This is a genomic window from Nonlabens marinus S1-08 (genome assembly GCF_000831385.1).
In the GTDB taxonomy this organism is placed as follows: Bacteria; Bacteroidota; Bacteroidia; order Flavobacteriales; family Flavobacteriaceae; genus Nonlabens; species Nonlabens marinus.
The window spans coordinates 1,418,460-1,431,976 of sequence record NZ_AP014548.1 but is presented as its reverse complement, the minus strand read 5'-3'; the positions used below and the strand labels follow the sequence as shown (position 1 = coordinate 1,431,976).

Here is a 13,517-nt window from a genome sequence, read left to right as displayed (position 1 = left end):
TATTATGCTAAAAGGAACGAAAATCTACAGTATTTTCACGGGTACGTGTCCAGTGTGCCAGGAGGAATCTATGTACACCAGCAGCAACTTATATAATTTCAAAAAAACACAGGAGATGCACGAAAGGTGCTCTAACTGTCGTACTAAATACAAGATGGAGCCTAGTTTTTTCTATGGCTCAATGTATGTGAGCTATGGTATAGGTGTGGCGCTTGCGATTGCCACATTTGTTATCACTTATTTTCTCTTTGACATGAGCCGTTTGAATATCTTTTTCCTGATAATGGCGATCCTCGTTTTAGGTATGCCCGTTGTTATACGACTCTCCCGCAATATCTGGATCAATCTCTTTCTTGATTACGATCCTGCTAAAGCCAAAAGTTAGCTGCGGAATCTTGATACGTCCATTTCAGCTGGTAGTTCTTGATCTTCATAAATATACTGGAACAATTGCTCTGCGGCCCATGGAGCGACTAATGAAGCCCGACTGCCCATACCATTGAATACGTGAATATTCTTATGCTGTGCATGAGTACCTACAAAAGGTCTGCGATCAATGGTCGTAGGACGTATACCACTTTTATGATAGACAATCTCGTAAGGCAATTTGAGAAAGGTTTCTAGTTTATTTATTAAAAATGATTTCGCTTCCGCGGAAGGTGCATCAGTTTCATAGTCGCGGTCGTATGTGGCTCCTACCCAAAATAAGTCTTCCTTATAAGGCATCAAAAACACCGAGGATTTGATGATTTGATTGAGCTGCAGCCCAGGACATTTGATGATCAAAACTTCTCCTTTATTTCCCTGCATAGGAAGGTCCTCAAACCAGGGGTTGAAAATTATCTTCATACCTTCAGCAAACACCACATGTCTTGACTGGTAATCTCCATAGGCAACACCACTTTCTTCAATTAAAAGCTTTGCGTGAATAAAGGAAGCCTTAGTAAACTCCCCTCGATTTTGGAAAAAGGTCATGGATTGAGTAATAAATGCTTGAGCATCGAGCCATCCTGAATGGTTTACCAGGCCAAATCCATTCGCCGCTAGAATACCATTACACTCTTCGTCCACTGGAGTTGTTTGCATAAAGTTTGCGAGATCTTCTCTAACAGACTTACGCATCCAGGTTGAACGTTCTTTAGTATCGTGAAAACGCCTCCAGATAGGCACTAGATGAATCAGTCTGTTGCCTAAGTAATCTTGAACTCTTGTAAAAAAGGGAAAAAACAGATTGAGTTGCTCTTGAGCATTCCAGACCGGACTGAATCTTTTGAGCACCATAGGATTGAAAACACCTGCAGCTACATGGCTTGATGCTGGCTCATCATCTGCAAACCATTGAATGGATTTGCCCTGCAAATGCCATTGCCAGGCCAGGGTTGTCCCTGCGAGTCCTCCGCCAACTATTATCACATCTTTCATAGTTCAAAAGTAGTTACTTCCATTCATAAAAAAAGCCTTGCTTCCGCAAGGCTTTTAATTTGTTATTGTAGTGAACTTAATAGTTCCACATGTCTATTTCAAAGTTTCTGATGATCTCTTTCAATCGTTCAGACTCTAAGAGTTGCATCATAGAATTGTCAGCGATATAACTTTCAATTTGACGATCCCCTTGAACATTGTCAATCTTATAAATCGTTGCGTTGAAGTGTCGTGAATTCAACAAGTGGTCAAAAGTCAACGGACGGGCTGAGTTTTTCTCATTAAATACTTTGGCTTCATGTAAGATTCCCCTCAATTCAGGATAGAAAACCCAAAACAGCTCCACACCTTGTGGATCATCCAGGAAGTTGACATCTGGAGTTACTGGTGCTATGGCAATCATACGATATTTCAATTCCGCCTGGCGGCTGTCAAAATACCATACCCCACGGATGTGGTACTCCTTCACCATATTTGCATTGACAGTAGTTGTAGTGATATACTCTGCAGGAACACTTCCAGTTTGATTGTAAATCGTAATACCAGCATCTGAAGTATCTACGGTTTTCAAACTACTTCCGATTTCTGTAAAATTCTTCTTTGTATTTCCATAACTATCAGAGTATAGATTCACCTTGCCTTCTGCGGCGGCTTTAGTGATCACATGAAACAAAGACCTTCTGTTAGAACCTACAAAGTTAGTATCTATAGGGTAGTACAATGGAAAGTTGATTTTCTCATCAAGATCAATCTTTTCCCAAACGTTACGTTCCCACAAGATATCACGATCTCCAACAAAACCATAGGGTAATGGTTTGTCATTATCATTAATTACTTGCTCCAGCGTTTTCTCGCCTATCTCTTCAAAAGATTTGGCGTTTAGAATATTGTTTTGTGCCTGAGTCAATCCACAAAGGAAAACTACTGCAAAAAAGGCTACCACTTTATTCATGTGTTGTGTATTATTTCAATTAGTCTGTAAGCTCTACAGATACTGGTGTTACCGCTTTTAAACGTACTCCAGGTACTGTTGCTTTAATTTGTGCTATTTGTACAATAGAGCCTTGAGGCGCACGTTGCAAGGCACTTTGTGCTGCTGGACTTAGTTTATTACCTGAAACTTTAATACCTGGCTGCCCTTGGACTTTGAGGATAAACTCAGTTACGGTAGGTGTCAAGTCAAAGTCGAAATCTAAGAACGCAGCAGATACAGTTGATATTGCTAAGTTCGCTCTGTTTTTACGAACTCCATCAAACTCTCCACTTATTAACCCAGTTGGATTAGGAAGATCTTTAATACGGAAAACTTTTGAATCTGGCGAAGTAGAACCATCAGGTAATGTTGCAGTCACGTTAATTTTTACTTCGGCTCCACCTGTTGGTTTCATCATGTAACTAGAACCACCACGCGCACTCAATCCTGGGGCACTAGCGGATACTTTACTAGGATCCACACCTGCAAATGATATCGTCATCGGGTTATCAACTCCACGATAAACCACATTCATTTTATCTGCGCTGATGGTAGCAGAATTAGGTCTTCCTATCACTGAGTACTTTTGCTCTATAGGGATCTTAACCTCTGTCCCATTTTCCATGAATGTCATTTCACCTTTGATGACTTTATCACCTACGGCACCCGCGCCAAAGTTCAACATCACTCGTCCATTTTGGATTTGGCTTGCAGGAACTTCAGCTCCATTGATGACCACTTTAGTAGGCTTCATGTTATCGTCATAACGTCCCAGAACTACTTCACCTTTGACGTTCTCCCCATTGAAAAATGCTCCTTTCTCCAGGTTTACAATAGATGTGTAGTTATTCATGGATGCAATCTCGATTAATTCACCTTGCAGCAACTGTCCTAAAACATCTGCCTCAGCATTTTTGATCTCGTTTTGCATTTGAGTCAAGTTGGTTTTAGAAGCAATTAGCGGAAAGCCTTCAAATCGCCAGTTCAACCAGCTAATTTTTTCACTATCCGGTTCACTTCTAACCGATGGAACATCACTTGTATCAAATTTATCTTTGATATCTGCCTTCAGATCGTCATAACCATTCTCTGGAAGAGCGGCAATCATACCATTGCGGTACGCATCCATTTGCTGGATGAATTCTTTACCGTCAGCTGATAGACCATCTCCCTGAAAAAACTTAGTATCTAAAAAGTCTGTTTTGTCCTGAGATTGAAAGTCATCCTGATTTTCAGGATCTACAGTAGCCATCATTTCCGCTTTAATACCTGCGATGTAGCTATCAAACTGTTCGCTGATTTCAGTAACTTTTGCAGCAGCTTCAGCTGCTTCTTGATATTGTTTAGGTTGTTCTTGAGCTTTTGCTGCTAAAGCTGCAAAAGATGCTTCGTTTCTAACTTCTAAGTTCGCATTGTTTTCTGCGACACTTTCTTCTATAAGACCGAAAGCAGTTAGAACCTCTTTACTCATGTTTAGGGCTAGCATAGCGATAAAAACCAGATACATTAGGTTAATCATCTTCTGCCTTGGGCCTTGTCCTCCTGCCATAATACTTTAATTAGTGGTGTTTGTGAGAATATTATTTATTACTAATTATCCTTTCATGGCTCCTAGCATGTTTCCATAAACGCCATTGAGGCTGCTTAAGTTATTTGCTAGACCCTCCATTTGATCTTTAAGACGACCTGCATTTTGAGCTACTTGCTCATTTACCTCTGCTTGTCTTGCTGTACTTTCTACTTGTACTTTATACAAACTGTTCAAGGATTCCATCTGGGCGGCAGCAAGTGCCATTTCCTCAGAGTATTTTTTAGTAGATGACATCGCTTCAGCTGTTGGAGCCATTCCTTTGGCTGCTCCTTCAAAGCTACGTATGCTGGTTCCTAGACTTTCCATCAAAGCGGCATCCACTTTAGCGTCTTTCAACATAGCGTCTAATTTTTGAGACAACATCCCTTGTGCCTCTTGTTCTTCAACTACTGTAGTTTTCGCTTTCGCGGAAGCGGGACCACCAGCAAGTTCTGGATATACAATGGACCAGTCTATATCATCATCCACTGGTTCAAAGGCTGCAATGGCAAAAATAGCCGCCTCAGTAAGAAGTCCTATAGCCAAAAGAGTACCACCTGTTAAGGTTGCAAATCCTAGTGGCAATTCCCAGTGAAGGATTTTGAAAAGTGCACCGATGATAACGATGGATGCCCCTAGACCATAGGCCATGTTAAATAATTTCTTTGTTGTTTTAGATTGTGCCATTAGAAAATGTACTTAATTAATGATTAAATGATAGTTAATGAATGATGGTTGGTGATGTTACTAGTTGGTAGATGCGTTAAGAGTCACATCTGTTCCAACATAAGACTGAACGGTTCTGAAACCAATATAGCTTCTTGCAGAATCTTGGTACTCATAATCTCTCGTGCCTACTTCCAAGAAATAAGAAACGTCCTTCCAAGATCCACCTCGAACGCCTTTGCGCATGTTGCTCTCGTCATTGACAACTGGGTTCATGGTAGACATGTACTCATAAGCTCCAGGTTCATAGGAAGAGTTGACCCATTCTGCAACGTTACCAGACATATTATATAAGTTGTAATCGTTAGGCTCGTAAGACTCTGCCTCTACAGTGTATAATGCTTGATCTGCTGCATAATCACCACGTAATGGCTTAAAGTTTGCCATAAAACAACCACGATCGTTCTTTGCATAAGGACCTCCCCATGGATAAGTCGCACTTTCTAGACCACCGCGAGCGGCGTATTCCCATTCTGCCTCAGTCGGTAAACGGTAAGCTGGAACATCTTCTAGGTTTTTACGCTGTCTGCGATCTCTATTGTTATAATTAGTTCTCCATTGACAAAAAGCTTTCGCTTGTGTCCAATTGACTCCTACCACAGGGTAATCATCATATGCGGCATGATAATAATAATCATTGTGCATAGGCTCATTGTAACTATAATTGAAATCCCGTATCCATACCGTGGTATCTGGATAAACCTTTACTTCTTTTTGACTGATAAAGTCTTTGCGCTTCAATCCTGGATTACGAGCAGCCTTTTCAATATCCTGAACTGAGTAGCGATAAATCAATTTATTCACGTCAATGGTGCGAACACCATTGTAAGCCTCCTCATATGGGATATACATGGAATCGTACGCCTCCGCATAATATTCATCAGGAATATCTTCAGTATCCCAAATGAGCTCTTCGTCCCAATTTAAGTAACGCCCTTCATAGCCTGTTTCACCTAAGCCTACATAGTTGTCTAAAACATATTGTTGCCATACGGAAGGATTTGCTGCTGCATCTTTAAATGCAAATTCTCCAGTTCCACCACTTCCGGGTGTTAAACCATTATCATCTGCCATAATAGCTAGACGCATTCTCAAAGTAGAGTCTCGAACCCATTCCGTAAATTGACGGTACTCTGTATTTGTAATCTCAGTTTCATCCATGTAAAAGGAGGTCACTGTAACGGTTTTTGCGGGAGCATTTAATGTAGCGGCAATATCATCATCGGCTTTACCCATAATGAAGGCTCCTCCTGGAACTAGTGTCATGCCGTAAGGCTTTTCAGGGTGCCATTTTTTACCTTTTACACCTACCAACTGTCCTCTATCCCCTTTACCACAACTGGCAAGAAAAGCGACAATTGCTACTAGCATAAGTAACTTTTTCATAAATATGTTCCTCTTTGGTTTAAGAATTAAGCTGGTAAACCTATCTAAAAGAATTGATACCGCCAACTTTTTTCTTTCAGTTTGTAATTATTAAATGCTTGCTAAGTCTGATTATATCTCGTTTTTCTGTCTAGCTTTCAACCAGCGTTCTGGTAAAATTTGATTTGTTGCCTCTAGATAATCTTTTTTATCACAGGGTAATAACGTGTATTGTTTTAGTTTATTATTAACATGTGAAATAAATGGAAGTTCGATCCACCAACGCTCTGTTTTGCCAGACTTATAGAACGTAAGTACCTCATCATCAATGGGTACCTGGTATTTTAAAAAGCCATTAGAAACGTCAATTGGATACTCATTACTGCGATAATTATAGCCTTCAATAAAGTACCAAACTACCTGTGAGACAGCGCTCCACATCAACTCAAAATCACCTGCAGGAATCTCAAAAACTCCAAACGCTTTTAATCGATCACTGATTCCAGAATATCTCGATAAACGGCACATCTGTGCAGATTGAAACCCATTTGCGTCCCCTTTATCGTAATTTAAATCTCCAGATCGGATGCTTTTTATGTCAATTCCGACGAGATCAGCGTCTCTTAAAACGGATTCTGCTATGGTTATATCAGAATCCAACTCCCCTAATCGGACTGCATCAAAGTACAAACGGTCTAAAAGGGAGATCTCGTCTTGTGAGTTGAAATAAGTCTGGTAGCCTAAATTGCTGTAATTAAATAAATTGTAAGGTTCAGTCGCTACCATTTTCCCAACATAGCTTCGACTACTGATAGGCATCTCAATGTTGCCCAAGTCAAATCGACTATCGATGTTGACCACATTGATCATGGTACGGTAATCATCAAAAGCTCTATACATAGGATACATCAAATCCTGACTTCCACCTATGAAAATGGGCAAGATATTTTCCTTAAGTAAATATGTGGTGAGTTCACGAACCACATAATACGTATCCTCCACTTGATCTCCTGCAACAATGTCTCCTAAATCTACAATGTCTGCATGCCAGTTTCCTGGAAAGAGTTCATATAACTTTCTACGGACACCATCCAGGCTTTCCACCTGAAATACAGCATTTGCGTCCTTCCGATTTTCTAAAATAGAAATGATTGCAAGATCTGCATTGTCTAAATCAGGAAGACCATCCTGTGCTGTGTGCAGCCGGATGGTCTCGCCTAAAGTTCTTGGTTCCTGAATCCTAGCGTGTGCGACTGTCGTTTCACTGATAGGTTTGAGATACTCTAATATCATAGAGGTTTATTTCTTTTTCGCTTTCGCGGAAGCGGTCTTCTTTTTAGCGGGTGCTTTTTTCTTAGCTGCGGTTTTCTTCTTGGCAGCTGTCTTTTTCTTGGGCGCTTTCTTAGCGATCATTTCCTTAGCTTCCTCCAAAGTAATTTTCAAAGGGTCTATGGTTTTGGCTAGCTCAATTTTAGTTTTGCCTTTGATCACATTATGCCTACCCCATCGAGCCTTTTCAATACGAATGCCTTCCTCTTCCCAATCAACGATTAACTTATCCTTTTCCTTTTGAATTTTATCCTTGATCAAGGTTTCAATATCGTCATTTGAAAGGTTATCAAAATCATACTTCTTATTGACTGAGATAAACATGCCCGCCCATTTAATAAAAGGACCAAATCTACCCACACCTTTAGTAACAGGCTGCTCATCATACATATATATAGGAGCATCTGCTTTTTCCTTTTGAGCAATAAGCTCTCCAGCACGTTCAAATGTGAGGGTCAATGGATCATCACCTTCTTCTAGAGATACAAAGGTTTTCTCGTTGAATTTCACATAAGGTCCAAATCTTCCTTGATTTACCTCAACTGGGTGACCGTTATATTCCCCAACTGTACGTGGCAGTTTAAACAAGTCCATGACTTCCTCAAGGGTAACGGTATTTAAAGATTGCGAAGGTAATAAACTAGCAAATTGAGGCTTCTCTTCATCCTCAACGGTTCCTATTTGCGCCATTGCGCCGAATCGCCCTAATCTTACCGATATAGGTTTGCCTGTTTTAGGGTCAGTCCCTAGAACACGCTCCCCTACTTCTCGTTCCGCATTTTCAGCTACGTCAGTTACTGTTGGATGAAAATCTTTATAGAAATGGTTCATCATGTCTGTCCATTCCTCTTTTCCTTCTGCAATATTGTCAAAGGATTCTTCGACTCTCGCCGTAAAGTTGTAGTCCAGTATATTTTTAAAATGCTCTACTAGAAAATCATTTACCACGCGACCTACGTCCGTTGGGATTAATTTTCCTTTACTGCTTCCTGTGGTTTCTGAAAGTCCTACTTCCTTAATCGCATCCTTTTTTAGAACCAGTTGCACGTAGGATCGCTCCTCACCCATGCTTATTCCTTTCTCCACATACTTGCGATTTTGTATCGTCGTAATGGTTGGAGCATAAGTAGATGGTCGACCTATTCCTAATTCCTCTAATTTTTTTACCAGAGAAGCTTCTGTATAACGATAAGGCGGTCTTGTAAATCGCTCTGTTGCAGTAATTCCTAAGTTATCTAATGGTTGCCCTTTCTTCAAGTCTGGCAAGAGGCCTTCTTGTTCTAGGTCTTCATCATCAGTACTTTCAAGATATACTTTCAAGAAACCTTCAAATTTTACGATCTCTCCACTGGCAGTAAAGTTCTTGTCGTGCTTGTCTGCAGCAATCGTGACATTTGTACGCTCTAGTTTTGCATCACTCATTTGTGAAGCGATCGCACGTTTCCAGATCAGTTCATACAAACGGGTCTGATCGCGATCTGCACCGGCTGAGTGTAAATGGAAATCCGTTGGACGAATCGCCTCGTGTGCCTCTTGAGCTCCTTTTGACTTTCCTTTGTAGTTGCGCTCCATATGGAAGTCTTTTCCATAGGCTTTTTCAATTTCTTCTTTAGCCCCAGACTTTGCTTCCTTACTTAAGTTCACACTGTCAGTTCTCATATATGTAATGAGACCGGCTTCATACAGTCGCTGTGCCAGTTGCATCGTACGGCTTACATTAAATGAAAGCTTTCTAGAAGCTTCCTGTTGTAATGTGGAAGTTGTAAATGGTGGAGCCGGTGACTTTTTAGCTGGTTTTTTAACCAAGTCAGAAACATGATATGCAGCTCCTTTATTAAGTTCTAAAAAATCTTCTGCTTCCTTACGAGAAGAAAGATTAGAAGGAAGTTTTGCTTTTACCGTTTTCTTATCCTTAGTAGCAAAATCAGCATCTACTCGATAAAAATCATCGCTTTTAAAATCGATGATCTCTTGTTCCCTTTCCACGATCAATCGTACCGCTACAGATTGCACTCTACCGGCACTAGCACCACCTTTTACTTTTCTCCATAGAATAGGAGATATTTCGTAACCTACAATTCGATCCAGCACACGCCTTGCCTGCTGTGCATTGACTAGATCATAATCAATACTTCTAGGGTTGTCAATGGCATTTTGAACAGCACTTTTAGTAATTGCATTAAATACAATACGTTTGGTTTTATCTTTTTTCAAGTCCAATTGCTCGGCAAGGTGCCATGCAATAGCTTCCCCCTCACGGTCCTCATCACTAGCTAGCCAGACCATATCTGAGTCGGCCGCCATTTTTTTAAGTTTCTTGACAAGGTCCTTTTTATCGCTGCTAACAATATATTTAGGCTCAAAATTCTGGTCCACATCAACACCCAATTCCTTTGCAGGCAGGTCAGCGATGTGCCCAAAACTGGATGCCACCGTATAATCCTTACCTAAAAATTTCTCTATAGTCTTCGCCTTAGCGGGCGACTCCACTATTACCAGATTTTTTGCCATTCAAATACTTGATTTAAGCTGCAAAGGTATAGGATATTTTTGTTTATAATACAAAATGCTGTATAACAGTAGTTTACAACTCTTATATTTGGGGTAACAATTTCATTCGCTGGATGTTATCGTAATAGGGTAAATAGAAAAAAGGGAAATACCTGTCGCATCTCACAGGCAGTTTCCTTCTTTTCCAACATTAAAATTAGCATTAGAAGCCATATAATTGATGGTAGTTCGCTTTCGCGAAAGCGAAAAACCCACACCAACCTCAACAAGAAACTTGCTGCCACTTTGTCACATCAACGGCAAAAAAACTATCTTTGCGGCTCGAATTCAGATCGTGAAGATGGAAAAGATTATTGATGAAAATATACAGGGCACAGCGATGAAGGTTGCGCCTATGGAACAAAATAAAAGGAAGCTTTTTATAGAAAGTTACGGATGTCAAATGAATTTTGCAGATAGTGAGGTGGTTGCCTCTATACTAGCAACTCAAGGATTTAACACGACCCAAAACCTAGAAGAAGCTGATCTTGTATTAGTGAACACATGTTCTATACGTGACAAGGCAGAGCAAACGGTTCGTAAGCGTCTAGAAAAATATAACGCCGTCAAAGCCAGTCACAATCCTAATATGAAGGTGGGTGTCCTAGGTTGTATGGCAGAGCGATTAAAATCTAAGTTTCTAGAGGAAGAAAAGATTGTGGATATGGTGGTAGGGCCTGACGCTTACAAAGACTTGCCTAATCTTATTGCAGAAATTGATGAAGGAAGGGATGCCGTAAATGTTCTTTTATCCAGGGATGAAACTTATGGCGATGTTGCTCCTGTACGATTACAATCGAATGGAGTAAGCGCGTTTGTGTCTATAACCCGTGGGTGCGATAACATGTGTACCTTCTGTGTGGTGCCATTTACCCGTGGACGCGAGCGCAGCCGTGATCCTTATTCCATTCTTGAAGAAATCAATGATTTGGCTTCTAAAGGTTTTAAAGAAGTGACCTTACTAGGTCAAAATGTAGACTCCTATTTATGGTATGGTGGTGGTCTCAAAAAAGACTTTAAAAAAGCCAGCAAGATGGCTAAAGCTACCGCGGTAGATTTCGCCCAGTTATTACACAAGGTAGCTAATGCGCAACCTGGCATGAGGGTCCGATTTTCAACCAGCAATCCGCAAGACATTAGCGACGATGTGTTGCATGCGATGGCAGCACATAGAAATATTTGCGATTACATTCACCTACCAGTACAATCTGGAAGCGATCGCATCTTAAAAGAAATGAACCGCTTGCATACTCGCCAAGAGTACATGGATCTCATCGACCGGGTCAAAGCAATTATTCCTGGTGTGGCTATATCACAAGACATGATTACAGGTTTCCCAACCGAAACAGAGGAAGACCATGAAGACACCTTAAGTTTAATGCGCTATGTGGGTTATGATTTTGGATTTATGTTTGCTTACTCTGAGCGTCCAGGGACGCTAGCAGCTCGTAAAATGGAAGACGATGTTCCAGCCGAGATAAAACAACGTAGACTAGTAGAAATCATCAACCTACAACAGGAGCACAGCGCCATGCGCACCGCCGCAAACCTTAACAATATTGTAGAGGTCTTAATTGAGAAAGAATCTAAAAAATCTACCGATCAATGGGCTGGAAAAACCTCACACATGCTAACTACCGTCTTCCCGAAAGGGGATTATAAGGTGGGCGACATGGTGATGGTGCGAGTTGATGATTGCACTGGAGCAACCTTAATAGGTGAAGCCATAGGTTATAGTGATATGGAAGGTCCAGTTAGATATAAAGCATAATTGAATATGGAAACCGTACAATCTGTCAAACAGAGATTTGAGCTTATAGGTAACGACCCCACCTTCAATCGAGCTATAGAAAAGTCATTACAAGTTGCACCTACTGATATTTCTGTATTGGTTACAGGAGAAAGTGGTGTTGGTAAAGAAAGTATCCCTAGGATCATCCACTCACAATCTTTCCGCAAGCATGCAAAGTATATTGCAGTAAACTGTGGAGCCATTCCAGAGGGAACAATTGACTCAGAGCTTTTTGGTCACGAGAAAGGAGCTTTTACAGGCGCGACTCAAACAAGAAGCGGCTATTTTGAAGTTGCTGATGGCGGCACCATATTTCTGGATGAAGTAGGTGAATTACCATTGCCTACTCAAGTTCGATTGTTAAGAGTGCTGGAAAATGGAGAGTTCCTTAAAGTAGGCTCTTCACAAACTCAAAAAACAGACGTTCGCATTGTAGCAGCTACTAATGTGAACATGTTTACCGCTATAGAGAAAGGGAAATTCAGAGAGGATCTGTATTACCGTTTGAGTACCGTAGAGATTGAATTACCACCACTACGGCAACGCAAGGGGGATATTCACTTGCTTTTCCGAAAGTTTGCCTCTGATTTTGCTAGTAAGTACAAAATGCCCACTTTAAAATTAGAAGAACCAGCGGTAGCGGTGTTAACTAATTACCGCTGGAGTGGAAACATACGTCAACTGCGAAACATTGCTGAACAGATAAGCGTTTTAGAAAAAGACCGCAATATCACAGCGGCTACCCTGAAACACTACCTGCCTGATGCCGGCACCAACTTACCCGCGGTAGTTGGAAATAACAAAAAAACGAGCGACACAGAATTCGCTAACGAGCGCGAGATCCTTTATAAAGTATTGTTTGACATGAAAAACGACTTAAACGATCTCAAAAAATTAACTAATGAACTGATGAACAGCGGCAGCAGTGGCGATGTTCAAGAAAAGCAGCAAGGTCTTATCAATCGCATCTATGGCGATGATAAAGATGATGGTAGCTCTTATGCTTATGAAGATGTGATTGATCAAGCCTATGAGGTAAGTCAGGAAGATCAAGAAGAGAAACCATCGGAGGCGATTCCTAAAAATACGAATCCAGATTCAGTGAGTGATCGCTACGATTTTGCTCAAGAAGTAGAGGAAGAAGAGTCACTGTCTCTAGTAGATAAAGAAATTGAATTGATCAAAAAATCGTTGGAACGGCATGAAGGTAAACGCAAGGCTGCAGCAGATGACTTGGGTATATCAGAACGGACATTGTACCGTAAAATTAAGCAATATGATCTCTAAAATATTCAAATCAGTAGCTGTTTTCATAGCCGCCATAAGTTTGACTTCTTGCGGGTTTTACAGCTTGAGCGGAGTTTCTATTCCTGATAATGTAAAAACATTCCAGGTTGATTATTTTGGGTACACCGCCACTCAAGTAGAAGTGGGTATTGAGCGCGATTTCACCATTGTTCTTCAGGATTTGATTCAAGATCAAACCAGTTTGAGTCTGGTTACACAGAATGGAGATTACCTTTATCAGGGTGAAATTACAAGGTTTTACATCTCACCTATTACAGCCACGGCAGACAACAGAGCCTCTCAAAACCGATTAACAATCGACATCAACGTTCGTTTTACAAACAATAAAGACGAGGAGAAAAGTTTTGAAAAACCCTATAGTTTTTACTACGATTACCCAGCAAATACGCAATTGCAAAACGCAGTTTTAGACACTGCTTTAGAAGTTATTTTTGATCAAATTACTCAAGAAATCTATAATGACACACTAACCAACTGGTAGC

Annotated in this window: 11 protein-coding genes; 4 read left to right on the top strand and 7 right to left on the bottom strand. The window is 40.7% G+C overall.

Annotated elements, in window-relative coordinates; genetic code table 11:
• The first annotated feature begins 4 nt into the window (after positions 1 to 4).
• Positions 5 to 385: a DUF983 domain-containing protein gene (locus NMS_RS06625; protein ID WP_041496003.1), complete on the top strand. Its 381-nt coding sequence runs from the start codon at positions 5 to 7 to the stop codon at positions 383 to 385.
• On the opposite strand, the gene NMS_RS06620 is transcribed toward NMS_RS06625, so the two are convergent.
• The 7 genes from NMS_RS06620 to topA all read right to left on the bottom strand — a co-directional run bounded on the left by NMS_RS06620 (position 382) and on the right by topA (position 9,896).
• Positions 382 to 1,422, bottom strand: coding sequence for an NAD(P)/FAD-dependent oxidoreductase (locus NMS_RS06620; RefSeq protein ID WP_041496002.1), 1,041 nt, complete (start codon positions 1,420 to 1,422; stop codon positions 382 to 384). The two genes, NMS_RS06625 and NMS_RS06620, sit on opposite strands and share 4 nt — an antisense overlap.
• A gap of 76 nt (positions 1,423 to 1,498) precedes the next feature.
• Positions 1,499 to 2,374, bottom strand: a complete 876-nt coding sequence (gene porN / locus NMS_RS06615) for a type IX secretion system ring subunit PorN/GldN (protein WP_041496001.1) — start codon at positions 2,372 to 2,374, stop codon at positions 1,499 to 1,501.
• 19 nt (positions 2,375 to 2,393) lie between these two features.
• Positions 2,394 to 3,944 carry a type IX secretion system motor protein PorM/GldM gene (porM, locus tag NMS_RS06610; RefSeq protein ID WP_041496000.1) on the bottom strand — a complete coding sequence of 517 codons (1,551 nt, stop codon included), beginning with the start codon at positions 3,942 to 3,944 and terminating at the stop codon, positions 2,394 to 2,396.
• A gap of 45 nt (positions 3,945 to 3,989) precedes the next feature.
• Positions 3,990 to 4,652, bottom strand: coding sequence for a type IX secretion system motor protein PorL/GldL (gene porL, locus NMS_RS06605; RefSeq protein WP_041495999.1), 663 nt, complete (start codon positions 4,650 to 4,652; stop codon positions 3,990 to 3,992).
• Between the two features lie 60 nt (positions 4,653 to 4,712).
• Positions 4,713 to 6,077, bottom strand: coding sequence for a T9SS ring complex lipoprotein PorK/GldK (porK, locus tag NMS_RS06600; protein WP_041495998.1), 1,365 nt, complete (start codon positions 6,075 to 6,077; stop codon positions 4,713 to 4,715).
• A gap of 111 nt (positions 6,078 to 6,188) precedes the next feature.
• On the bottom strand, positions 6,189 to 7,349 hold the full coding sequence (locus tag NMS_RS06595; RefSeq protein WP_041495997.1) for a formimidoylglutamase: 1,161 nt from the start codon (positions 7,347 to 7,349) through the stop codon (positions 6,189 to 6,191).
• A gap of 6 nt (positions 7,350 to 7,355) precedes the next feature.
• Positions 7,356 to 9,896 (bottom strand): type I DNA topoisomerase, encoded by a 2,541-nt coding sequence (topA, locus tag NMS_RS06590; RefSeq protein WP_041495996.1) that lies wholly within the window; start codon positions 9,894 to 9,896, stop codon positions 7,356 to 7,358.
• A gap of 340 nt (positions 9,897 to 10,236) precedes the next feature.
• On the opposite strand from topA, the gene miaB reads away from it, so the two are divergent.
• The 3 genes from miaB to lptE are packed head-to-tail and all read left to right on the top strand — an operon-like array spanning position 10,237 to position 13,516.
• Positions 10,237 to 11,706: a tRNA (N6-isopentenyl adenosine(37)-C2)-methylthiotransferase MiaB gene (gene miaB, locus NMS_RS06585; protein ID WP_041495995.1), complete on the top strand. Its 1,470-nt coding sequence runs from the start codon at positions 10,237 to 10,239 to the stop codon at positions 11,704 to 11,706.
• A 6-nt stretch (positions 11,707 to 11,712) separates the two neighbouring features.
• Entirely contained in the window at positions 11,713 to 13,014 is a 1,302-nt protein-coding gene (locus NMS_RS06580; protein WP_041495994.1) for a sigma 54-interacting transcriptional regulator, read from the top strand.
• Positions 13,004 to 13,516: an LPS assembly lipoprotein LptE gene (gene lptE, locus NMS_RS06575; protein ID WP_041495993.1), complete on the top strand. Its 513-nt coding sequence runs from the start codon at positions 13,004 to 13,006 to the stop codon at positions 13,514 to 13,516. The genes NMS_RS06580 and lptE overlap by 11 nt, the downstream gene beginning before the upstream one ends.
• The last annotated feature ends 1 nt before the right edge of the window (position 13,517 follow it).